Source organism: Eubacterium barkeri, assembly GCF_900107125.1.
GTDB classification, from domain to species: domain Bacteria; phylum Bacillota; class Clostridia; order Eubacteriales; family Eubacteriaceae; genus Eubacterium_O; species Eubacterium_O barkeri.
The window spans coordinates 239,106-264,163 of the sequence record NZ_FNOU01000001.1; the positions used below are offsets into that span (position 1 = coordinate 239,106).

Below are 25,058 nucleotides of genomic sequence, written 5' to 3' on the forward strand. Positions count from 1 at the left end.
AGAGGCTCATTGGAGTCTCTTTTTTTGAAGAAATCATTAAGAAAAACTGAAGAAAAGTATTTTGCTGTGCTATAATATGTGTATCGGATCGGTTAAGGCTAAAGACGAGGTGCTGACGTGGATGATTTAAAGGATGTCAAAAGAATCCTCCGGGATCAGCGGGGGTATAATATGGTGGAACTCATTGCTGTCATTGTCGTGGTGGCCCTGGTGGCCGCTTTGATTATTCCAGGGATGGTGGGCATGATTGACGAGGCGAGAAAGCAGGCCGATGTCACCACGGCCCGGTCGATTTATATTGCGGCCCAGGCCCAGGCCACCCAGAACATGGCGGCAGCTACACCGGAAGCACCCTACGAAATCCCAACGGCCAAGGATCTGGAAAAATATCTGGAAAGCGATGGGCTTTATGCTGGAATCACCACCCTGACCATTTACGATGCAGGACGGGATGGGACCATTGATGCCATTTCCTTTAAAAAGGATGGCAATACCATTCGGCTGGATGCCGGGGATACGGTGCGTATCAATGGCAAAGACCAGCCACTGACGACTGTAGAGGGGTATCTCAATCAATAGGAGGACAGCATGAGCGTTGAGCTGGCATATTTTGTGATTTATGGTTTCATCTTTATTGTAGGCTGCTGTATTGGAAGCTTTCTCAATGTGGTCATCTATCGGGTACCGGCAGAGATTTCCATTGCCAGGGGCCGTTCCTTTTGCCCCCGGTGTAAGGCACCCATTGCCGCTAAGGATAATATTCCCTTAATCAGCTGGCTGTGGCTTCGGGGGAAATGTCGTCATTGCGGCGGTGCCATTCCCATCCGGTACTTTCTGGTGGAGCTTGCCGGGGGGATCGCTGCGGTATGGGTTGCCGTCCATTATCGGCTGGGTTGGCTGAGTCTGACAGGCTTTGCCATTACCGCCATCCTCATCACCATTGCAGTCATTGACTGGGATGAGATGATTATTCCCAATGGACTGGTCATTGCATTGGCCATTCCCGTTATGATTGGCTTTTTCCTCTATCCCACGCCGGATTTGGTTTCCCGGCTCGTGGGGATTGCCCTTGGGGCTCTGCCCCTCTTAACGTTGACGCTTGCCATGGGGGCCTTTGGCATGGGGGATGTTAAGTTAATGGCTGTGGCAGGCTTCCTTTTGGGATGGCAGGGAACGCTGCTGGCCCTTTTCCTGGGGATCCTCTTTGGTGGGGGCGTAGGGGTGGTAAAACTCCTTCGTAAAACCGGGGAAAAGGAAATGGCCTTTGGCCCCTATCTGTGCATGGGGATTTTTATCGCCATGCTCTACAGCAGTGATATTATCGGATTATATTTATCGGCCTTCGGGCTGGGTTAATGGCAATGAAATTCCAGAGAGGTTGCGGTTTTGGCAAAATTTAAATATAAAGCAAAAAACTTGGCATCCCAGGTCGTTACTGGAACGATGGAAGCCCCGGATGCAACAGCGCTGCGCCGGCGTTTGCGGGAGCAGGACGAGTTCCTGTTAAGCAGTAAAGAGTTAGATGTTAAGAAAACACCCTATAAATTAAAAAATATGGAGCTGGCGGATTTTTCCAGGCAAATGAACAGTATGCTTGATGCCGGGATTACCGTTGTCCGGGGGCTCGCCATTATGAAGGAGCGGGACATTAAGCCCAAGGTGAAGGAGGTCTACGAGATTCTCTACACCGAAGTCCAAAAGGGAATTACCTTGTCCCAGGCCATGGAGGCCACTGGCGGATCCTTCCCCATGCTCATCATCAATATGTATCAGGCTGGAGAATCCAGCGGTCAGATGGCAGAAACCGCCCTGAAAATGGCGGATTATTATGAAAAGGAGCATCGCCTCCATACTAAAATTCGCAACGCCATGGTGTATCCTATTATTTTAGCGGTAGTAACGATCGCGGTGGTTATCCTTATTTTTACTTTGATTTTACCCCAGTTTTTCAGCCTTTTTGAAGGGGTAGCCCTGCCAGCGATTACCCAGGTGATGATCAATATCTCAGGATTCATGGTCGATTATTGGATATGGGTGGTCATGGCCATCGTGGGGCTGTTTTTTCTGGGGCGCACCTTGCTGGAAACCCCTCCGGTGCGTTTGTCCTGGGATCAGTTTAAATTGTCTGTTCCTAAAATTGGGAAGCTGGTGGCCATTGTGTACACCGCCCGCTTTGCCAGGACCTTAAGCTCTCTGTACTCCAGCGGTTTATCCATGATCGGAGCCATGGAGATTGGGGCCAGAATTGTGGGGAATGCCTATATCACCAGTCAGTTCCCCAAAGCCATTGATATGGTCCGTACCGGGGGAACCCTGGCGTCGGGCCTGGACACCATCCGAGGCTTTGATAATAAGCTGATTTCTACGGTGTTTATCGGGGAAGAAACAGGGAACCTGGACGGATTGCTTGAATCGGTGGCCGATTCCTACGATTACGAATCAGAAATGGCGATCCAGCGGATTGTAGCCTTTATTGAGCCCATTATGATTATTATTATGGCGGTCATCATTGGCAGTGTCATGCTCTCGGTGATGATGCCGATTATGAGCTTATATCAAAACATCGGATAAGGAGGAACCATGCAAACATCATTATATTTCGCAGCAGACAGCTTACAAATCCTCCAGGGAGCAGGGAAGGGGAATACTCTTATTGTCGATAAATTCCTTAAAATTCCCATGGCCTCCGGTGGTCTGATCAATGGGGTTATTACCAACGAAGGGATTCTCCTGGATGCCCTGGATCGTGCCCGGGAAGAGTACGATGTTGAGTTTAAAAATGTGCAGTTAATCATTAACACCAGCTTGGCCATTTATAAAAATATTCCAGTCCCCAAGTTAAAGCCCGGGGAGTTGGTTGAGCTGTGCCATCATGAGTTTGAGGATGCCCCCGGTTATGAGGATCTGATTATGGATTATAAGGGCATGTTGGGAAAGGGCGAAGCGACGAATATGTTTGCCGTGGCCTTGGAAAAGGGCGTGCTGGAAAGCTATATGCACCTTTTTGAAACCGCCGGCATCAAGCTTACCCGGATCGATACTGCTCTGTCCGCTCTGGTGGATTATTTTGGGCAGACCCTGGATTTTCAGAGCCAGACCTTCGCCATCTATGTGATGGATGGCAATAACCTGCTGTACGCTCTGTTTGAAAATGGGCGCTATACCTTTTCCAGTCAGGCCCGGATGATGGCTGACCGGGGAACCGAGGCCTTTACTGCGGAGATGGCGGGCAAAATCAGCTCCCTGGTACAGTTTAATAAAAGCCAAAAATCCCAGTATCCTTTGGAACGGGCCTATTTTACGGGGGTTACCCCTGGGGAGATCAAAAGCCTGAAGGCCTACACCCAGGATATGGAGGTGCTGTGTGAGCTGCTCCCCACCACCGATAATATCGTTGGGAAGCATGCTTTGGATGACCATTTCTTTTTAGACGATGGCTTCCTCCCTACGGTAGGCAGTTTTGAGAAGAAGGACGCCATCAATCTCCTGCGGGCCTATAAAAAAGCAATGAATCCTCATAAGGGGATTGATATTCATAATAAGGCCGTTATTCCACCGCTGGTGCTATTGGGAATTTTTGTGGTGGGCTTTATCGGCTTTTTTATCATGGGGATGGTCATGCAGAAGCAAATTAAAGATTTGGATCAGTATATCAACGATGAGTCCAATGTTTCCATGTATGCCAAGGCCCAGAGTGTGGATACTGAGCTTGGGACTGTCCAGGCCGAGGCTAAAGCCTATGATGACACCCAGGCCGCCGAAGGCAGCTATCCCGCCTTTGATGGGGATAAGCTTTATCAGGTATTGTACTCTGGGGACGGTATTACCACCACCACTGTGAGTCTCGATGCGAAGACCGGGGTATTATCCTATAGTGGCAGCGCCGGTAATGAGTACCAGGCTGCGAATTATGTGAATAATATTATTAACTCTGGCCTCTTTGCCAGTGTGGATTATCTGGGATATAGCTACAGTGCGGGGTCCACCGTATCCACCGGGACCACCAGCAGCACCGCCCAGGCGGCTGCTGCCCCATCCTATAGCTTTACCTACACAGCGATTATGAAAGGAGGTGTGGGTCAATAATGACAGCCATTCCTCCAGAAAAAAAGACAAAAACGGATGTGAAGGCCGAACAAGCCATCCGGAAAAAGCAGGAGCAGGCTAAAAAAGCTGCTGCTAAACGCCAGGCTCAGGCTAAAAAGCAGGCCCTGGCCGCCCAGAAAAAGGCGGAAAAGCCACCGAAGAAGCCCTTAAAAGAGATAATCAATGAGAAATTTCCCAGTCTGAACTATGAATTCACCAAGCGGGAAAAAACCCTGCTGTATATCTTAGGGATGTTCCTCATGGTCATGGGGATCTTCTTCTTAGTGCTGATGCCCGGGCTTAACCGATACCAGGATTTATCCGCTCAGAAGGATGAACGCCGGCAGACCAAGGAGAAAATGACACTTTCCATCAGTACCCTGGCGGCCAACCAAACCGCTTTGGATAACACCCGGGTGGCCCTTTCCACTAAAAAGGAGAGTTTTGCCCAGCAGATGAACAACGCCCAGCTGGATAGCTTTGTCACCAGTTTTGTGGTGAATAATGGCCTGACCCCTCAGAGCCTGTCCATTGACAGTCTGAGTGCTTCACCCCTGGCCACCTATTCCCCCGGCAGTACCGGAGAAAACACCACCACCTCCGGGGATATTGAAAGCGGCAGTACCACCACCAGCACCACCGGGGACAGCACCACCACCAGCGTGGCCCAGACCAGCGCCAGCGGGGTGGTCATTGGTACGGTTACCGTCAGTTTTAAAGGCGGCGCGGATGGTCTGATGAGCCTGCTCAGCAACGCCAATGCCCGGACGGATATCCAGGTCATGGCCAGCGACTACACCGTCGCCCAGCAAACCGGCAGCGTCACCCTGAACGTCTACATGAGCTATGAAAGCGGGCGGCTTCAGGCGGTGAAGCAAACGGAAGCCAAGTAAAGGGAAAATTGGGATTAAATAATTTATAATCAAGGAAAACGCCATTTCCTTGATTAAGAAATTCCTTATTCAAGCAACAAACGGTTTCACTTGAATAAGGAAGGCTCTAATCCGGGAAATGGGAAAATGTTGGAATAAGGATTTAATGCAAAGGAAGGATTCGATGCAGCGTCTAGAAAATTATCAGTCAGGAAAATACCGGAATCAAGGCGATTTTAAATCATTTATTCCTTCCGGTATCAATAAAAAATGGACATGGTCTGATATCGAATTAAATTATCTGCTCGCTCAGGCCAATAAAGAATTAGGTGGATTAAATACCTATTCTGAACTCATTCCGGATATTGACATATATGTGCGAATGCATATCCGGGTAGAAGCCAATAAATCCAATCGGATTGAAGGCACAAGAACCAGTATCCAGGAAGATATGATGGGTATAGAGGAAGTGTCGCCTGAAAAACGTGATGATGTCCAGGAAGTCAATAATTACATCAACGCTATGAATCATGGTGTAACACGAATTATCCAAGACGACTTTCCTTTTACCAGTCGGTTACTTTGTGAAATGCACGAAATCTTGTTACAAGGTGTCAGGGGAGAGCACAAAACACCCGGTGAATTTAGACGCTCTCAGAATTTTATTGGGGGTTCCATGCCATCCAATGCAATCTATGTGCCACCATCTATGGTGGACATGCCGGAATTAATGGGTGACCTTGATAAATTTATGAATCAAATAGAAGGAATACCGGAGCTTATCAAAATTGCCATGATTCATTATCAATTTGAATCCATTCATCCCTTTCTGGATGGTAATGGACGTATTGGCCGTTTAACAATCCCACTTTATCTGTTATCTAAAAAAGAGCTGCAAACACCTTGCTTTTACATTAGCGATTATTTTGAGAGGAATCGAATCGAATATTACGATCGATTACAAAACGTACGCCAACAAAACGATATGGTCGGGTGGATTAAATTCTTTTTAAAAGGAGCTATCGAAACAGCGCAAACTGCACGGCTTAAGTTTAAAAACGCAGTTGATCAGGTGAATATCTATCAAAACTACTTGCTATCGAAGCGTACATCCGTGGAATCCCAGCGTAAAATATTAGAAGCTCTCTACAAAAATCCAGTAGCATCCGTTAGTGATTTATGTACCTGGACCCAGTTAAGTGCTCAAACCATTAATACAACAGTAAAAACACTCCGCGATGATGGAATCCTTCAAGAAGTTACCGGAAATAAACGGAATCGTATTTTTGTTTTAAAGGATTATTTGATGATCTTTGGATAAACGTAAAATGAGAAAGCCTTAATCAAGGAAAACGCCATTTCCTTGATTAAGAAATTTCTTATTCAAGCAACAAACGGTTTCACTTGAATAAGGAAGGCTCTAATCCGGAAAATGGAAAATGTTGGATTAAGGACAACTTTAGAATAATGTGAAAGGAGCGCGACAATGGGAACACACTTACGAAAACTCATGGCTAGAAATAATGGGATGACGCTGGTGGAGGTCATTGTCGCGCTTCTTTTGTTTTCAATGGTGTTTTTGATTTTGCTTTATGGGATTAACTCGGCGCTGAAGGTGATGGGGAATGCCCAGGCCATTAATAATGCCACCCAGAGTAATGTGAGCAAGCTGGAGAGCTTAGGGTCCTCTCTGGAAGCTGAAGGGGCAACCTTGACCAATCTTGGGGATAAACTGACCATTGATGGAAAGGCCATTGCAGGGACTTTTAAGGTGGCCACGACGAAGAAATCCAATGATCAGACGGATTTGTCCTTAACTCTGTTTCAGCCAGGGACACCGCGGAGTACACCGCCATTGCCATCGGTTATGCCTAACCCGGCGGCACCGGGGAATGGGTGGCCGCCCTATGTGCCAAAACCAGAAAATGCAGAGAGTTTGAAGAGTAACACAGATACCTATAATCATTTAGGCGATAAATTAACATCAACAGCTTATGATCGGATTGTTATTACCGATTCGGTCACTGGAAATATTAATGGCAGTGTGCCGCAGCTATTTTTGACAGGATCTCCAGCCATTAATTTGGCTCAAAACAAAAAAGTAGATATCAGTGCGAATTTTTTATATATTTCAGGGGATTTATACGGAACGAACGCAGGAAATTCGGATAACTCAACAACTTTTATAATTTCGTCGAAAGGCACGAATAATCAAGAAAAGGCTTTAGTTTATTTTAGCAAAGACATAACCATCAAACTTACTTCAACAAATAATAAGGGCGAATTATCAGGAAGCATAAAACAAGGATATTATCTCCTTCCTGCACCAGAAAAAGACGGCTTTAATCTTTTCAGTATTTTATCAGATGAGACGGTAAAACCGAATTTCTCAAAAAAGGTTACAGAAGGTGGATATTACTATGATTTGCAAGATTCTGAATGTTTAGCTCAATTAAAAACAGAGTTAATCAATCGTGATATCAAGCTTGAAAACGCCAATGACAGCAATGCCTGGATTAACCCCAGTGATTTACAATAGGAGGGGGACGTACGATGAAACAAAAGCTAAACAGTACTGCGGGTTCCGCCCTCATCTGGGTTCTCGTCCTCTGTATCATCTTCGCCATTCTGGGCACTGCCATCGCCTGGGTGGCCCTCTCCATGAACAAGCGCAGCGTGACCAATTATGTGCTCCGGCAGGATTATTTCACCTCCCGGTCGGCGCTGGATACCTGTATGAATGAGCTGAATGGATTGGCGGAGGATCAAAGCTACAATAACTCTTTTAACGCATACTTGAATGCGAATCTGGTGAACGGCAATAAAAAAATCGTCATTACCGATTTCTTTGGAACGGCGGGGGCGACGAAACCTCAGATTAAGAATATGGGAAAATGTACAGTAGATGGGAACTACAGCAAGGGAATCATCACCCTGAATGCAGTGACTGGCACCGCCAGCGAAGGGAAGGTCAGTCTCACCGCCTATCGCAAAGTGGATGATAAAAACTTATACTGGCCCAATGCCCGCTGGGCGGTGGAGCTGCCGGTTAGTAATGATAAATTCACCGTCGGTGGGGATGACCCCAATTTTAAGGACGAAGATAACGTGGTGAAGGATGTGGCCATTTATAAGGTGACCACCAATCAAACGGGAACTCTGGAGATCACCAAGGACGTTAAAACTGAAAAAAAAGCCATTTTTATCTACGTCCAGCCCGGGGTAACCCTGACCATAAATAATATCACCGTGAGCAATCCGGTGGGTGTGGCATCAAAGTCGTATAACTCGGTGGAGGCCTGGTTTGATGGTGGAGACACTAGCGATTGGAACACCTACTACGGTCCGGATATCTTTATCTTCTTACAGGGAACCGAAACCCAAAATGCGACCCTTGCTTTCAGTAAAAATCTGAGTACCACCGGTAAGGATATCCCCTATCCGCTGTATGTTTCAGGCTCGGGGGCAACCACCGCAGGGGTCACCGGACCAGAGGGGAGCAGTAAGACCCTGGTCTATGGCATCCACAATGCGGGTAGCAACACTGTGGACTTTAATAAGGAAAAGGATCAGGTACCTGCCCGGCTGCCCATCAGTGGGTACGCCTATGCCGGTGTGCTGGCGACTGGAAATGAAACAGGATTAAAAGCCAGCCAATGGACGGTGCAGTCCTATACCAATGGGAGTGATACGCCATGAGGAAACCCTACAAGCAGACCCATAAATCTCAGGACGGCTTTACCCTGGTGGAAATCATCGTCACCCTGGTGATTTTATCCCTGGTTCTCACCGTTGCGGGAACGACCTACCTTTACGGTGTGCGGATGTACACCCAGACTGAGGTTAAGAATACCGAGAAGTACGTCGGGGATAATGTCTATAAATACATGCAGCAAAAAATCACCTATGCCACCAAGCTGGAAGTCCGCCCTAACCGCACCGACGATAAAAGCTATCAAAAGTATATGGCAAATATCAAGGACAATACCCGGGTGGAGGATTCGGGTACCGGGTATCTCTATTTTGGGGATTATGATCAGGGTACCCAGGAAAACGTCCTGGGCGAAAAATTCTATGGCAGCTATACCATAAAGTATCAGGTGACCCTGCCAAAGGCCACCAAAGAGGGAGATGAGAATACAGCGGTGGAAAATCTCCTGGACCTGACCGTCATGGTCTACGACCAGCAAGGCCAGGAAGTGTATCAAACTGAGGGGCGGATTAAAAACCTGAATTGCAATCTGACTGTAGAAGGAGAGCGTGGGATGGCCCATACGAACCCCTTGATTGTCTATAATGATACGGCACAACAGGAAATCGATCCCGCCATGGCCATCGCCAACCAGCTGAGGACGGAATATATTAATTTGTACACCTGCATTGTTGAAAGTTCCACAGTGGACCAAATTGAAGCAAAATATCCGGGATGGAAAGAACTGACAAAAGACTTATCGGTTTATTTTAAGACAAATCCGAACAATGATAATATTTTGAAATATTTATTTCAGTATAAATATCACAGCGAATGGCCAAAATTCCCACAACCACAGGATAATAAGCTTGAAAAATATCCAGAAATAAAGAATTTTTACTATCCAACAGTAACAAAATCATTATATATGCGGCCATATTGTGGTGTGATGAGTACAACGGATGCAGCATTAGCGGGGAAAAACACCTTTGTTTTTGTAAGTCCAAATAATGCGGCGACAGGGTGGGCCGATATATATTTTATCATTGATTGTCAAAGCGGTACCATGTATGCATCAACAAAAGTTTCGAGTGGAAAAATCGCAGGCAATGCTTTTGTGGTGAATCAGGAATGGGTTAAAACTTTGGAAGAACTTAAAGGTACGGGCTGGAAGATTTTTGAATAAGGGAAAAGGGGAGCGGTATGAATAAAAAAAATAGAGACAATAACGCTGGATTCACCCTGGTCGAAATCATCGTCACCCTTGTCATTCTGGCCATTGTGGCGGCCTTTACCGTGCCAGCCCTGGGGGGCTTTATTGAGGATGCCCACGCCCGGGACTGTCAGGCGAAGCGGACAGATTTAGCCAAGGCCTACACCACCCAGCTGGTGGATGATGGGGTGGCTAACCCGGGCAGTACCATTGACATCACGAATATGGAAACCGTCCTCCAAGCCAAAGGCGCAGTAGGGGGGGATGGCATTGAAACCGCAGCTTTGGACACCCAGTCGGATGATGCCGGGGTCATCACCTATGGACAATATACAGGCCTTTGTCCTGATGGCGGTGTTTACGCCATCAAGACAAAGCCAGCTGCGGCTGGGGGCCAGGTCGTTTTTTATTTGGAGTGCAGTAAGCATGGTGTTGTTGATGTGTGTCAGGGTGCAGACGCATTAAGTGTGGTTAGTATCCGAATCACGAAGACACCCACAAAAACAATTTATAATAAAGGTGAAGAATTTACTGCGGCTGGTGGAGAAATCGAGGTGACCTTCAAGGATAAGGATGGCAAGCAGACCACCAAAACCATCACGATGACCAATGCCATGTGCTCAAAGCCAGATATGCAGCAGGTGGGGGATAACCAGAGTGTAACGGTGAGCTATGGCGGGAAAACGGCCAGTTTTACCATCGATGTCAAAGAAAATATTCAACTGACTGCACTCAGCATTATAACACCACCAACGAAAACCACCTATTATGTTGGAGAAAGTTTCAATCCGGCAGGAATGGTGGTGACGGCGACCTACTCCGATGGAAGCCAAAAACCTGTGACGGATTATACCATCACGACACCAGATAAAAACGCAATGCAGAGTACAGGAACAAAAGATATTGGCGTCAGCTATACCGAAGGGAATATAACCAAAACGGCGACATGGCAGTCAATTACGGTTAAGCTGGTTCAGGTTCGCATCGTTGATGCCAATGGTGGTATGGTCAAAGAATATACGGATACTGTATCGGGGGACAGCACAGCCCTTAAGCAAGCGGTGAAGGACGTTAAGGATAATCAGACTATCCAGATTGTGGTAGCGGATTATCGGCTGAATCCCGATGTTCAAGTTAATCCGGCAGGGGGTGGCGATGAAGGGATTAGCATCAGTAAGAATGTGACGATTACGACCGCCCAGGATATCGTCGGGGGTCCGTCCCGAATTTATACGAATAGCCAGACTGCCAGTAATCTGTTCCAGGTTAAAGATTCTAATGCGACATTGACCTTGGATAATATTGTGCTTGATGGTGGAAATACTGGCGAAAATTCGTCAGGGGCGACCTGTCGCGTGGCTTATGTGTCTAAGGGAAAGGTGGTTGTGACAGGGGCAACAATAAAAAACTTTACGCTTTCTAAAACAAACCTTTTTTATGGCGGCGCTTTTGCTTTAAAAACGGAAGGGGAATTGAGTATCAAGGGAAGCACCATAGAGAACTGCACCATTAATTCCGCTGGTGGAACGGGGGAAATAATAAGCAATGGTGGTGCCATTGCAGCAGGTGGCACCGCCTTGGTGACACTGGGTGAAGGAACGGTTATTAGAGGGTGCAGCGCCCAATATGGCGGAGCCTTATCGGTTGTCACAGAAACCAATAAATCATCGACAACGCCTGTTACCTTAGATGGGGCTAAGATTGAAAACTGTACCGCTGTCAATCAAGGTGGTGCCATCAACTTGATTAGTAATAGTTCCCTAAACATAACGGGTACATCCATCACCAGCTGTTCCTCCCCCACTGGTGCCGTCTATGCCGGAGGCGCAAGTACGACCCTTGGCGGTACTGTGCAGATTACAGAAAACAGTCAACCGGTAGAGGGCGAGGACCCCAGTCCCTGCAACCTCTACCTGCCAGGGAATAAGAACCTGACCATTGCAGAAGGCGGTCTGACAGAGACGGCCAGTATCGGAGTGACCATGGAGAATAAGACCCGAGAGGCCAATGGTCAACAATTTGCCACGGCTGCGGAAGAAAAGGCCCAAAATGTTAATACGCTTTATGCCGACACGAATGTACAAAAAGAGGCGAAAGATCAATACTATGGTTTTGAGGTTAATAATAAGCGTATTGTCTGGCGTAATGCGGCTTATGTTGCCGTTTGCCAGCTGCGTCATGGAGAAGATGTTATCCCCTTTGATGGTGATACGGCCATACAGGATGCCCTCACACAGGCAGTGGACGGTGATCGTATTGAAATGCTGGTACCAGAATATACAGTGAAAGCCCAGGTATCTTTTACAAAAAATATCACCTTGACGAAGGTTGAATCATTAGATTCAGTGACATTAACGAATGGTATAACAGGAACAGAAGCCCTTTTCAAAGTATATACCACAGGTAAGACAATTACGATTAAGGACCTCACCCTTAAGGGAAATCCCCAAAACAAAGACAGCCGGGCACTCTTTCAAACGAGTGGTACAGTTATTTTCGAGAATGTAATCATGGATGGATTTGGGAATCAAAGTAACGTTAATAAAGGCGGTGCCATCTATTCGAAAAACAGTACACTAACGATTGAAAAAAGCGCGATTAAAAATTGTGAGGATAATTCGGACAAAGCGGCAGGCGGTGCCATTTATCTGGAAAAGACCAAGGCAACCCTTAGGGAATCAAGGATTGAGGGATGCACGGCTTCTGGAAGCGGTGGCTCCGGCGGGGCTGTATATTCTAAGGATGCTGTAGGTTCGCTCACCATTAGCGATTCGACCATATCTGGTTGTAGTGCGGTCCAATTCGGTGGGGGCATCACAACTTTTCAAACTCCACTGACGATAACAGAAAGCATCATTGACAATTGTGCCTGTACGGCTACGACATCCAGCAGTGGTAATTACACAGGCGGTGGTGCAATACGAATTGCGACGGTGACTCAGGCCAAAATCGAGAACTCAAAAATTTCGAATTGTTTCGCGCTCTACGGTGGTGCCATCAGTGGTCGCGGTTCCACGATTACAATCGGTGGGTCGGATGCAGAGAAAGCCAATATTACAGGGTGCCATGGTCAGTATGGTGTATTAGACTGCGACAGCGGGACCCTGACCCTACAGGATAATCTGACCATTAGCGGGAATAATAATGACCAAACATGGGCCATCCTTACTCATTCTGGCCAGGAAAAAGCAAAAGAAAACGCCACAATCAATATTGGAGACAATGTTAAAATCCAAAACAACATCATTGCTGGCAGTGAGACCACCGGTATCGTTGGTGGGGGAACCACGCCGCAGATTATTACGGTTTCGGGCAATGTGGAAATCAAAGGAAATCAAGTAACCCAAGGTGCTGGCGGCATTTATGTCAATGAAAAATCAACCCTTAATGTAACGGACAACGTCCAAATTACTAAAAACACCAGTGGTGCAGAGGGTTCAAAAAATGCCAGTAATGTATTTCTAAAGGGCACAAAATATCTGAACGTCACCGCTGATCTTGGTACCAGCGCAAAAATCGGTGTCACAGCGGAGGACCGAATGAGTAATGGCCAGCAATTTGGGACACTGAAGACAACGAGTACGACCGTTCCTGAGGGATGCTTTACGGCTGATACCGAAGGGTTGTACGGTGTTGCAGAAGGGACGAATATCAAATGGGCCAATAGTATTAAGTCCATTGCGTTTAAAAGTGATGGTAGTAAATATCTTTACCCCAAAACCGTGTATAAAACTGGGGAGGATTTCTCCACCGACGAAGGAAAGCTGACGGCGACCTATAGTGATGGTAAAACATATGATATTGACCTCAGCGCAGCCAGCTGCTCGGGGTATGATTTATCCAAGGCAGGGGCGCAGACGGTGGTGGTTACCTATAAGGGCGTCACGACGACCTATTCGATTATCGTCCAGGAGGCACCGCCAGAGGATGATAGTGCAAAGAAGTGTATTCAAAAGCTTGCGAATATGCTGTATGGTGAAAACTATGGTCCTGTATATTGGAATGCTTGTACATTTTATAATGGATTATTTCACGGCAACAATCGTAATACTGGTGCGGTAATCAATTCGAAACAAGGATCGTCCAGTGGTTGGTTCTCTGATAAATGCGTTTATGGCAACACCAACTCAATATTGGCAAGTGCCGCGGACATTTCGGATATCAATAGTCAATACGTCTGGGCTGTGGTCCCCAATTCTAGGGATGGGGGATATGAGCCCAATGGCACGACATCCAACGCAGATGACTATGGCTACACCATTATCTGGTGTGAAACCAATGGTCTGACCGGAAGCAAGGCCATCCAATCCGGCAAAAGCTACAAAGTGATGGTTTATGATACCAAACAGGCGGGGTATAGAACCGGTCAGATTACCGCAGCGAAAAGCTCGAATTTCACCTATCTGAATACAGCAACGCTTACTTTAACGGATGCAGAGTGAAAAGGATTAAGAAAATGAAGTGTTTTGACAATTGGGGAGAATATGAAGGGGCCAATGAAGGGAGCGGTCGGAGTGAAAAAATCTGGCTCACCCAAACAGAGAGTGGAAGAATCGGGCTGTTTAAGTTTAGAAAGTCAGAATTGACAAAGGAACATGTCTCAGAAAAACTAGCTCAGGAATTAGCTACAGCCGTTAAGCTGCCTTGTGCAGATATCGATTTGGGAAGACGCGATGGGCGCGAAGGCTGCATGAGCTACCTCATTAATAAAGGGGATGAAGAGCTTATCGAAGGAATCCGTCTGATTGGCCAAAAATATCCCTCTTTTAGAGCGGATCAGTTATTTGATAAGGATACTCAAAGCTATTATTCGTTAGGGATGATTTTGGAGGTGCTTGAAGATAAGTTCCTCCAAAGGGAGGCTTTGAGAATGGTGATCTTTGATTTTCTGATTGGAAATAGTGATCGGCATCAAAGTAACTGGGCGTTATTGATTAACCGTGAAAAGGCACGCCGCTTTTGCCCGATTTATGATAATGGTTCATCATTATGTGCTTATGTCACGGAAGAACAAATCGATTCGTATTTGGGAAATGATCGGGTGCGTTTTATTTCTCTGGTCGATTCTAAGTCAAGGAGTCGGATACGGATTGATTCTAACAAAAAGAAGGAACCAACCCATTTGGAGATGTTGGAACATATCCGACAGCACTATGTTTCGGATTGGTTGATGCAATGGGTTGAGGAAAGTGTCATGGTTCTTTCTCCCCAGAAGATTAATAAGATTGTTTCAACCTTTGAAAAATCAGAGGTTAGTGAAAAACGAAAAGAATTATTATGTCGATTTTTAAATACAAAAGTGGTATATTTAAAAAAGTGTTTGGGAAGGAGGATACAGAATGACAAAGATTCAGAATAAAGATTTTCTTTATCTGGTATGGAAGGATGATGTAACCCGTCGGCAGTTCGTGGTTGGTCAGCTTATCCATAATGGGGGATATACCTTTAATTATGGTCTGGAGGTGGAAGCGGCTATAGAAGCAGGATTTGATCTGATGCTCCCCTTTGATGATGTTAAAAAGACGTATCACAGTGCTTTTCTGTTTCCTGCTTTTTCCAGTCGATTACCTGACCGGAAACGGGTTGGAATTGAAGGGATTTTAAAGAAGTATAAATTAGACAGCTATGATGAGTATGAGCTTTTGAAGCGAAGTGGAGCAAAACTGCCAATCGATCAATTTCAATTCATTGATCCTATCTTTGCAGAACAGGAAAAGGATGGGGAGATTCAGCGATGTTTCTATGTTGCTGGACCTAGGTACTATTTAGGCTGTGATGGAGAGAATTGCGAGAAGGCCCTGCATTTAGCCCCCGGAGATTCCCTTTATCTGAAAAGCGAGCCGAAAAATCCCAAAGACCACAATGCAATTCAAATTCTAGATAGTGATGGAAACCGTATTGGATATTTGCCACGCTATTATTGTGAGGGGGTCAGCGTTCTTTTACAGAGCGGGTACGAGTATACGTGCATGGTCAAGGCCGTTAATACAGACAATCGATGTGATGAATGTATTTGGATTGTGCTGACGTTAAAACTTTAAAAGTCGGAGAAGAGGCGTAGGGGATGAAAAAATTAATGAAAACTCGGGGCTTCACCCTCGTTGAAATCATCGTCGTCCTGGTGATCCTGGCCGTCATCGCCGCCTTCACCATACCGGCTATGCTGGGCTTCGTGGAGGATGCCCGGGGGAAGGCGGCCATTGCAGAAGCCCGGGAGGTGTATGTGGCGGCACAGGGGGCGGCGACAGAGCTCATTGGGACATTGGATAAGGTGCCGGTCAATGACAATACGAACGATGGTGCTTACACACAGCTCCGAAAAGACTTAGGCGCTAAAATTAAGGCATATGTCAAAGGTGATATACCCTTTTCCTTCGGGAGCTTAAAAGGCAATGCGAATAGCAATGTGTTAGATGTCAGTTTGGATAATGGAAATTTTAAGTATCCCTTTACGGATGAAACCTATCTTCCTCAGAAAAAGGGGTGTTGTCTGGTTTTAATCGGTGGGGCGGGGGAAACCCAGATTGGGGAACAGGTTAAGGTGCGTCTTGTGAGCTATGTAGACCAAACCGGAAAGTATCGCATTAATATCAAGGTGAATGATCAAAAAGGCGGGGCATCAGAAACCGTCGTCCAGAAAAAGATTGGGACTGCCTGGCAGTAGTGTGACAAAACCGAAATCATCAAGCACCAAATTTAAATAATTTACCCCTTGCCTTTTTCAAAAAATCCGGTACAATAAGAATAGAATATTGTTGCACGCATCACTGCAAAAAAAAAACCACTTTTGCAGTGATTTTTTTATTTTAATCGGGAGGCAAGATGAAGACAAAGTATATTTTCGTAACGGGCGGCGTGGTATCCTCGCTGGGCAAGGGGATTACCAGCGCATCCCTGGGGCGGCTGCTGAAGGCCCGGGGGATGAAGGTTTCCATCCAAAAATTTGACCCTTATTTGAATTATGATCCGGGCACCATGAGCCCTTACCAGCACGGTGAGGTCTTTGTGACGGATGATGGGGCTGAGACGGATTTGGATTTGGGCCATTACGAACGGTTTACCGATGAAAGCCTGGGCAAGTACAGTAACGTGACCACCGGGAAGGTGTATTGGAACGTGATTTCCAAGGAACGCCGGGGGGATTACCTCGGGGGGACGGTACAGGTCATTCCCCACATTACCAACGAGATTAAGGAGAGCATCCAGCGGGTGGCGGATAGTCCGGCCAATCCAGATGTGGTCATTACGGAAATTGGGGGAACCGTAGGGGATATCGAAAGCCTGCCCTTCCTGGAAGCCATTCGCCAATGCAAGGGGGACCTGGGGGCGGATAATGTGATTTACATCCATGTGACCCTCTTGCCCTACCTGGGGATGGCCGGGGAGCTGAAGACCAAGCCCACCCAGCATTCCGTTAAGGAGCTGCGCAGCATCGGGATTCAGCCGGATATTATTGTCATGCGCTCAGAAAAGGACGTGGAAGAGGGCATGAAGGATAAAATTAGCCTCTTCTGTAATGTGGATAAGGAGGCTGTGGTGAGCAATCTGGATGCCTCTGAATTATACGAGGTGCCCTTGCTGCTGGAAAAGGAAGGTCTGGCCAACCTGGTGTGCGAAAAGCTGCACCTGCCGGAGTGTAAGCCGGATCTGAAGGAATGGAAGGAGCTGGTCTCCAAGGCGAAGAGCTTAGAGAATAAAATGAGTGTGGCGCTGGTGGGTAAGTATGTGGAGCTCCACGATGCCTATCTGTCGGTGGCAGAGGCCCTGCGCCATGGTGGGATTGCCAATAATACCGTGGTGGATATCAAGTGGATTCACTCTGAGGATCTCAATGAGCAAAATGTGGATCGTTACTTAGGAGATGTGGATGCGATTATCGTGCCTGGGGGCTTCGGAAACCGGGGGATCGAGGGTAAGATTGAAGCTATCCGCTACGCCAGGGAGCATAAGGTGCCTTTCCTGGGCCTGTGCCTGGGCCTTCAGCTGACGGTCATCGAATACGCCCGCAATGTGGCGGGGATGGCCGGGGCCAATAGCATTGAGCTGGATGAGGAAACCCCTTACCCGGTTATCAGCCTGATGGAAGAACAGAAGAAGATTCAGAATATGGGAGGAACCATGCGTTTGGGGGCTTACCCCTGTAAGCTGACCGAGGGGACCTTGGCCCATAAGATTTATCGGACGGATGAGATTGAAGAGCGCCATCGTCACCGCTATGAGGTGAATGATGCTTTTATTCCTCAGCTGATGGAAAAGGGATTGGTGTTCTCAGGAATGTCGCCAGACGGGGTGCTGGTAGAGATGGTAGAGCTTAAAAACCATCCCTGCTTTATTGCCACCCAGGCCCATCCTGAGTTTAAATCCCGGCCCAATAAAGCCCACCCCTTATTTGCCTACTTGGTAAAAGCGGGGCTTAAGTTCCAGGAATCCAGAAAACATCAGAAGTAAAATGACCCGCCGCAGAGCTGTGGATAACCACAGATCTGCGGCCTTATTTTTTCTCAAAAAATCCTTGACACAAAATATAGGTTGGAGGATTTTTGTGTGGATAAATTGAAATTATTTACAGGATTTGGGGTAAGTTATCCACAGTTTTGTGGAAAATGTGGAATATAACAGTGGATAATGTGGATAACTCAGTGGAAAGTGTCGAAAATGTCGGTATTAAGCCAAAATAATTAAGGGGCGGCTGTGTATTATTAATGGAAAAAGTTATCCACAATCCTGTGGATAATGGGGATTAAAAAGGACACCCTTGCAGGCAGATTATTTTGCGGTTATAATTGAAAATATCCCATACTAGATATGGGGATTTCAAAGAATTTACATGAAAAATGACCATTTTGATGGAAAAAGAGGTTGCGATGAAACGATTTGGATTTGTTAAGACGGCCTGTGCCGTTCCCCAGGTGGTGGTGGCGGATACGGTAGCCAATACGGATAAAATTCTGGAGCTGTGCCAGCAGGCTTGGAATGGGGGTGTAGGAATTGTTATTTTCCCGGAGCTGTGTTTGACGGGCTACACCTGCGGTGATTTATTTGCCCAGTCCCTCCTAATGGATGGGGTGGCCGAGGGCCTTGGGCGTATTGGTGCCTGGTCCCAGAATAAGGACATACTGATTATCCTGGGCGCACCCATTCCTGTGGATGGGGCAGTGTACAATGGGGCGGTGGCCTTTAACCAGGGGGAGCTGCTGGGGATGGTACCCAAGGTTTATGTTCCTAATTCCCATGAATTTTATGAGAAGCGGTGGTTTTCCTCGGGGGCGTCTCTAAAGCGCGAATGGGCCAGCTTTGCGGGATTTGATTTTCCAGTGGGGACGGATTTACTGTTTCGCAGTGAGGATTGGCCGGAGCTGGCTCTGGGAATCGAGGTATGCGAGGATTTGTGGGCGCCCATTCCACCCAGTGGAAAGCTGTCGGTGGCCGGGGCGGTGCTCATTGCCAATCCTTCGGCCAGCAATGAGCTCATTGGTAAGGGGGAGTACCGCCAGGAGCTGGTGAAACAGCAATCCGCTCGCTGTAATGCGGGCTATCTGTACTGCTCCAGCGGAACCGGAGAATCCACCACGGATTTGGTTTTTGGTGGGGATGCCCTGGTGTATGAGAAGGGTACCTTACTGGCTAAGAGCACCCGATTCGCTTTTGAGGACCAGCTCGTTGTGGCGGATGTGGATGTGGAGGCTCTCCTCCATGACCGGAGAACCCAGTCCTCCTTTATGGATGGGGTGGCTTTTTATGGGGATGCCCCCCTGCGGGATGTGTTTTTTACCATTCGCCATGGCTACAAGGTGGAGCGGTCCTTTAACCCATCTCCCTTTGTGCCTGCGGACGCTGAGCGCCGGCGGGTACGCTGTGGAGAAATTTTCAACATCCAGTCTATGGGTCTGGTGAGTCGCTTAAAGCATATCGGTGAGCCTCCCATGGTTCTGGGAATTTCCGGGGGATTAGACTCAACCCTGGCCCTTTTAGTGTGTGTGAATGCCTGTGATCGCATGGGGATTTCCCGGGACCGCATCCATGCCATTACGATGCCGGGCTTCGGGACCACGGATCGCACCTATGACAATGCTGTGTCTCTCATTAAAGGGCTGGGGGCCACTTTTCACGAAATCAGTATTAAGGATGCTTGTGTTAAACATCTGGAGGCCATTGGCCATGATTTGAGGGTTCATGATGTCACCTATGAGAATGCCCAGGCCCGGGAACGGACCCAAATTTTAATGGATGTGGCCAATGACCTGGGTGGGATTGTCGTAGGAACCGGAGATTTATCGGAGCTGGCCCTGGGCTGGGCAACCTATAATGGAGACCATATGTCCATGTATGGGGTGAATGCCGGCATTCCCAAGACCCTGGTGCGCTATTTGGTGAGCTATGTGGCGGATATGAATGGGGATGGGGCGATCCAAGAGATCTTGTACGATGTCCTGGATACTCCGGTGTCTCCGGAGCTGCTGCCCCCGGATGAGACGGGGAAAATTGCCCAGAAGACAGAGGATTTGGTGGGGCCCTATGCCCTTCATGATTTCTTTTTATATCATGTGATGCGCAATGGCTTTGCTCCGGAGAAGATTTTCTTTATGGCCTGCCAGGCCTTTGATGGGGTCTATGGGGAGACGGTGATTTACAAGTGGCTGCGAAATTTCTACTGGCGGTTCTTCAGCCAGCAGTTTAAGCGCTCCTGTCTGCCCGACGGCCCCAAGGTGGGCTCGGTGGCTCTGTCCCCCAGAGGGGATTGGCGGATGCCCTCGGATGCTAAGGTGCGGCTGTGGATGGATGAAATGGACCGGATTGGAGAGTGTGTAGAGAAGTGACGGCTGTCCGCGGGTTGTCGTGTGATTTCAGCGGATTGGTTTGTTGTCCAGTGTGCTATTCTAACCGGGCCACGGCCTTTTTAATTAAAATCCCCTGCTTTAAGAACAGGGCTTCGTGCTCGGTTTCAATATTGAGGGGGTCCTGGGCGGCGTGGAGGTCCCGGATTTCCTGGGTGAGGGTGAATCCGGCTTCTTCAAAATAGCCCAGGGAGGCATCGTAAAGGGCGTCATCATCGGTTTTAAAATGGATTTCTCCACCGGGGATTAAAAAAGCCTGGTATTTTTCGAGCTGACGCGGATGCGTCAGCCTTTTTTTATGGTGTCGGCGCCGGGGCCAGGGGTTGCAGAAGTTGATATAGATGCGTTCGGTGGTATCGCTGGCGTCAAGGATGGTATCGATCCGGGCGATATCCCAGGCGGTCAGGCGCAGGTTGTCCACCGGGGCACCGTCGTAGGCGGCCCGGACGTTACGCTGGGCCAGACCCAGCACGGTGTCAATCATGTCGATGGCAAGGTAGTTGATGTCTGGGTTGCGCTGGGCCAACTCTGCGATGAACTGGCCCTTGCCGCAGCCCAGCTCTAGGTGCAGGGGCTGGGACTTGGGAAAGGCCTCTGCCCAGTGGCCCTTTAAGGTCCAGGGTTCTTCAATGAAAAAACCGCAGGCGAGAAGTTCTGGCCTCGCCCAGGGTTTGGGTCTTAAATGCATGGTGTGTCCTTTCTAGTGGCGGCGATGCGCAGGGTAATTTCCCCGGAGCTGATATTTTTGATGGGACCGTCATTATCGCTTAGGAGGAGGTGACCGGAATCGTCAAAGCCGATGACCTGGCCACGGTGTTGATGGTTCCCTGCCGTGATGATGACCTCTTCACCGATGAGGATGGAGCGGGCCCGGTAATCCTCAATATAATCCCCAATGCCCCGGGAATGGCCCAGCTGCCACAGCCCTTTAATGAGTGCGGCGGTAAGGCGTAGACGGAGGGTGGGATCGGTGGGCTTTTCACTGGGATAGAGGGAACCGGCAATGGCTTTTATATCCTCTGGAAAGCCACCTTCTGGGGCGTAAAGATTAATGCCAACGCCCAGGACCATGTGGTCCACGCCGCCAGCTTCAATATTGACGGAGGCCTCGGTGAGAATGCCGGCAATCTTTAGCCCATCCAGGTAGAGGTCGTTCACCCATTTGATGCCTGGGGACTGCCCGGTGACGGCTTCAATCGCCTGGGCAATGACCACACTGGCCGCCATGGTGATGGTTTGGGGCAAGGTACTGTCGGGGGTAGGGCGATAAAGGACACTGAGATAAATACCAGAGCCTGGGGGAGAGAAGAAGTGGCGGCCCATCCGTCCCCGGCCTCCGGTTTGGGTGTCGGCGATGATGGTTCGACCAGCCGGGGCCCCTGCCAGAGCCTCCTCCCGAAGGAAGGTGTTGGTGGATGGCAGCGAATCGTACACGGCGATGTGCTCGGCAGCCTGGGCGTCTCCCAGCTCCAGGGCGATGGCAGATGGGGTTAAGCGGCCATCGGCCTCAAGGATGGCGTATCCGCACCGATTTTTCGAATCAATGCGGATGCCCTGCCGGCGAAGGGTTTCGATGGCTTTCCAAATGGCACCACGGCTGATCCCGAGGCGTGCGCCCATTTCCTCGCCAGATAGATAATTCCCCTGATTTTCTTGTAAAAGCTTTAGTACTTCTTGGTATGATTGCATAATTCCTCCATGATTTCCTCCATTATATAAGAATGGTGAGGGAGCGTCAACACGTGGTAAGGGATAAAAAACTAAGGAAACTTAAGGTTTTAGTCAATTAAGTGCTGGAGGATGACAAAAAAATCTTGAAAAATGAAAAGAGACTGATAAAAATTCGAGTCCTGTGCTATAATAGAGTAAAAATCGGAAAAGTATCTATTTAAACAAGGAACAGAAATTGGTGGGGTGTGTATGAGAGTCTTGCTAAAAATAACTGATGTGTTTGACGTGGATGTTCTCCAGCGAATCCAGGACTCCTTTTCGGAGGCAACGGGATTTGCCACCATTACGGTAGATTACAAGGGGAACCCCATCACCAAATACAGCAATTTTTCGAAGTATTGCCTGAAAGTCCGTGAAGATGCCCATTGTCTGGAATGCTGCTATCGCTCTGATGCCCATGGTGGGATTGAGTCGGCACGTTCTGGAAAGCCGTCCATTTATATCTGCCATGGTGGATTAGTGGATCTGGCAGTCCCCATCATGGTGAAGGGGAATTATCTGGGGGCCATTTTATCGGGACAGGTACGGATACCCAAGGAAGAAATGGATAAGCTCCCCATGGGCTCTTCCATGGAGCTAACAGATTTTTCAGATCATCCTGAGGTGCAGAAGCTTCACGATGAGACCCTGGTGACGACGCTGAACCAGGTGCGGGCCTCAGCCGATTTATTATACACCATTGCCAACTATTTGGTGGAAAAGCAAATGATCCACATCATGCAGGAGGAGCTCCACAGCAAAAACCTGGAGCTGATGGAGGAGGTCAAGCATCGCAGTGAGATTGAGGCAGCGCTGAAAGAGGCGGATTTAAAGGCGCTTCAGGCACAGATCAATCCCCATTTCCTTTTTAATGTGCTCAATACCATCGGGCGGTTAGCCCTGTTGGAGAATGCGGACAAGACCCAGGAAATGATTTACTCCTTCTCAGATATGATGCGCTATACCCTTAAAAAGGAAAATAATGATTTTGTAACCTTGGGTGAAGAGATGGAACATGTGGGAAATTACCTCTCCATCCAGAAAATGCGGTTGGGCAACCGTTTGGATTATACCATCGATCTGGATGAGGACTGCAGTGATGTGCTTTGTCCCTTCATGACCATCCAGCCCTTTGTGGAAAATGCCATTAATCATGCCATTGAACCCAGTGTGACTGGAGGAAAAATTACGATTTCAGCTCATATGAAGGAGGATTATGTGTCTATCCGTGTCATCGATAATGGACCTGGCATCAATGAGGCCCTGGAAGCCCAATTGATGGAAGGGACTTATGAAGCCGGGGAAGGAGGAACCGGAACCGGCATTGGAATTGACAACACCAATAGGCGTTTAAAATATTATTTTGGAGAGGATTATGGGGTGCGTTTCAATGAAACGGTAGAGATCGGCACGGAAGTGGTCATTCATCTGCCGTTTAAAGTCGTGCCAGGAAGGGGACTCAATGTATAAAGTTTTTATCGTAGAGGATGAGCATCTGGAAATCGAAGCCCTTGAACTGATATTGACCCAACAGGCTGATGATGTGGATGTGGTGGGGACCGCAGCCTCGGGAACCGTTGCCCTGGAAAACATACGGAAGACGACCCCGGATATCGTCATCATGGATATTAATATTCCGGAGATGAACGGCATTGAGGTGCTCAGACAGATTAAAAAGGATGATCCGAATACCAAGGTCATCCTGATTACGGCCTTTAATGAATTTGATTTTGCCCATCAGGCCATTAAAGCCAAGGTGGATGATTTTCTATTAAAACCCATTCGGCCTGCCCAGCTTATCGAAGCCGTGAACCAAGCCATCACCTCTCTTAAGGTGAATGCTAAAAATAAATTCGATGAGAAGATGAATGAGGTTATTTTTGCAGTGGTACAGAAGAAGTACAATGATTCCCGGGTGGCGTTAACGGAATATTTGGATATTTTGTACGATTATTACGGCTACGATCTGATATCCATCCAGCATGAAATCCAGCATTTCATGGAAGAGCTGAATGTGGTCAGCGTAGATACCTGCAATTATGATATTAAGAGCACCCTCCGCAACCGCAATAACCATCAGCATTTTGTCAACAGCTATCAAAATCGCTACGACCTGAAGGTTGAAATTATGAAATCTATTGATAAGATTTTTGATAAGCTCATGGATATCCGGGATAACCGGAAGAATAGCATTGAGGATATCTTAAATTATATCGATCGAAACTGCCATAAAGATATTTCCCTGGATCAGGTTGGGGAATATGCGAATATGAGCTCCTATTATCTAAGTAAGATTTTTAAAAAAGAAACCGGGGTCAATTTTGTGACCTACTTAACGGAACGTAAGATTGAAATTGCCAAGGATATGCTCATTAATACGGATGTGCCGATTATCAATATCGCCTTGGATTTATCTTACCACGAGCCCAATTATTTCAGTAAGGTGTTTAAAAAAAGTACGGGGCTTACCCCTACGGAATTCCGGCGGGAAAAGAAAAAATTAGCGGCAGCTGCTGCTGCGGAAGAATAAAAGAACTGGGATGCCATCCGTCAGGAAGGCATCCCTTTTTTAAAAGGACAAAATTGTATAAGATGAACACAAAAAAACGCCTTCTCTTTTTGAGGTTTTATGAAGACATCATGATTTTGTA

At 47.6% G+C, this 25,058-nt stretch carries 19 protein-coding genes; 17 read left to right on the top strand and 2 right to left on the bottom strand.

Annotation, left to right across the window (positions count from 1 at the left end; translation table 11 throughout):
• Positions 1-117 precede the first annotated feature (117 nt).
• The 15 genes from BLU30_RS00975 (at position 118) to BLU30_RS01045 (ending at position 20,679) form a co-directional block, all read left to right on the top strand.
• Positions 118-579 (top strand): prepilin-type N-terminal cleavage/methylation domain-containing protein, encoded by a 462-nt coding sequence (locus tag BLU30_RS00975; protein WP_090242549.1) that lies wholly within the window; start codon positions 118-120, stop codon positions 577-579.
• 9 nt (positions 580-588) lie between these two features.
• Complete coding sequence (locus BLU30_RS00980; protein ID WP_090242554.1) at positions 589-1,356, top strand: prepilin peptidase; 768 nt, start codon at positions 589-591, stop codon at positions 1,354-1,356.
• 30 nt (positions 1,357-1,386) lie between these two features.
• Positions 1,387-2,571, top strand: a complete 1,185-nt coding sequence (locus tag BLU30_RS00985; protein ID WP_090242555.1) for a type II secretion system F family protein — start codon at positions 1,387-1,389, stop codon at positions 2,569-2,571.
• Positions 2,572-2,580: 9 nt separating this feature from the next.
• On the top strand, positions 2,581-4,086 hold the full coding sequence (pilM, locus tag BLU30_RS00990) for a type IV pilus biogenesis protein PilM (RefSeq protein ID WP_090242557.1): 1,506 nt from the start codon (positions 2,581-2,583) through the stop codon (positions 4,084-4,086).
• Positions 4,086-4,979, top strand: a complete 894-nt coding sequence (locus tag BLU30_RS00995) for a hypothetical protein (RefSeq protein ID WP_090242559.1) — start codon at positions 4,086-4,088, stop codon at positions 4,977-4,979. Before pilM ends, BLU30_RS00995 begins: the two co-directional genes overlap by 1 nt.
• A 163-nt stretch (positions 4,980-5,142) precedes the next feature.
• The gene (locus BLU30_RS01000; RefSeq protein ID WP_090242561.1) at positions 5,143-6,279 is read left to right on the top strand and encodes a Fic family protein; all 1,137 of its coding nucleotides are present in this window, start codon (positions 5,143-5,145) and stop codon (positions 6,277-6,279) included.
• A 165-nt stretch (positions 6,280-6,444) separates the two neighbouring features.
• Positions 6,445-7,497 (top strand): type II secretion system protein, encoded by a 1,053-nt coding sequence (locus tag BLU30_RS01005; RefSeq protein ID WP_090242563.1) that lies wholly within the window; start codon positions 6,445-6,447, stop codon positions 7,495-7,497.
• A gap of 14 nt (positions 7,498-7,511) precedes the next feature.
• Entirely contained in the window at positions 7,512-8,657 is a 1,146-nt protein-coding gene (locus BLU30_RS01010) for a pilus assembly PilX N-terminal domain-containing protein (RefSeq protein WP_090242564.1), read from the top strand.
• Entirely contained in the window at positions 8,654-9,835 is a 1,182-nt protein-coding gene (locus tag BLU30_RS01015; RefSeq protein WP_090242566.1) for a prepilin-type N-terminal cleavage/methylation domain-containing protein, read from the top strand. The genes BLU30_RS01010 and BLU30_RS01015 overlap by 4 nt, the downstream gene beginning before the upstream one ends.
• A gap of 17 nt (positions 9,836-9,852) precedes the next feature.
• Positions 9,853-14,304, top strand: coding sequence for a bacterial Ig-like domain-containing protein (locus BLU30_RS01020; protein ID WP_090242568.1), 4,452 nt, complete (start codon positions 9,853-9,855; stop codon positions 14,302-14,304).
• Between the two features lie 14 nt (positions 14,305-14,318).
• Complete coding sequence (locus tag BLU30_RS01025; RefSeq protein WP_090242570.1) at positions 14,319-15,221, top strand: HipA domain-containing protein; 903 nt, start codon at positions 14,319-14,321, stop codon at positions 15,219-15,221.
• Complete coding sequence (locus BLU30_RS01030; RefSeq protein ID WP_090242571.1) at positions 15,202-15,903, top strand: HIRAN domain-containing protein; 702 nt, start codon at positions 15,202-15,204, stop codon at positions 15,901-15,903. The genes BLU30_RS01025 and BLU30_RS01030 overlap by 20 nt, the downstream gene beginning before the upstream one ends.
• A 23-nt stretch (positions 15,904-15,926) precedes the next feature.
• Complete coding sequence (locus BLU30_RS01035; protein WP_090242573.1) at positions 15,927-16,526, top strand: type II secretion system protein; 600 nt, start codon at positions 15,927-15,929, stop codon at positions 16,524-16,526.
• 158 nt (positions 16,527-16,684) lie between these two features.
• Positions 16,685-18,310: a CTP synthase gene (locus BLU30_RS01040; protein ID WP_090242575.1), complete on the top strand. Its 1,626-nt coding sequence runs from the start codon at positions 16,685-16,687 to the stop codon at positions 18,308-18,310.
• Positions 18,311-18,726: 416 nt separating this feature from the next.
• Positions 18,727-20,679: an NAD(+) synthase gene (locus BLU30_RS01045; protein WP_090242577.1), complete on the top strand. Its 1,953-nt coding sequence runs from the start codon at positions 18,727-18,729 to the stop codon at positions 20,677-20,679.
• Positions 20,680-20,734: 55 nt separating this feature from the next.
• Here the strand turns inward: BLU30_RS01045 and trmB are convergent, their stop codons facing one another.
• Together trmB and BLU30_RS01055 are read right to left on the bottom strand one after the other, a co-directional pair.
• Entirely contained in the window at positions 20,735-21,385 is a 651-nt protein-coding gene (trmB, locus tag BLU30_RS01050; protein ID WP_090242580.1) for a tRNA (guanosine(46)-N7)-methyltransferase TrmB, read from the bottom strand.
• Positions 21,376-22,386, bottom strand: coding sequence for a biotin--[acetyl-CoA-carboxylase] ligase (locus BLU30_RS01055; protein ID WP_090242581.1), 1,011 nt, complete (start codon positions 22,384-22,386; stop codon positions 21,376-21,378). The genes trmB and BLU30_RS01055 overlap by 10 nt, the downstream gene beginning before the upstream one ends.
• A gap of 231 nt (positions 22,387-22,617) precedes the next feature.
• Here BLU30_RS01055 and BLU30_RS01060 point away from each other — a divergent pair, with 231 nt between their 5' ends.
• Both BLU30_RS01060 and BLU30_RS01065 read left to right on the top strand, forming a co-directional pair.
• Positions 22,618-23,877, top strand: a complete 1,260-nt coding sequence (locus BLU30_RS01060; RefSeq protein WP_090242583.1) for a sensor histidine kinase — start codon at positions 22,618-22,620, stop codon at positions 23,875-23,877.
• On the top strand, positions 23,870-24,937 hold the full coding sequence (locus BLU30_RS01065) for a response regulator transcription factor (protein WP_090242585.1): 1,068 nt from the start codon (positions 23,870-23,872) through the stop codon (positions 24,935-24,937). Before BLU30_RS01060 ends, BLU30_RS01065 begins: the two co-directional genes overlap by 8 nt.
• Positions 24,938-25,058 lie beyond the last annotated feature (121 nt).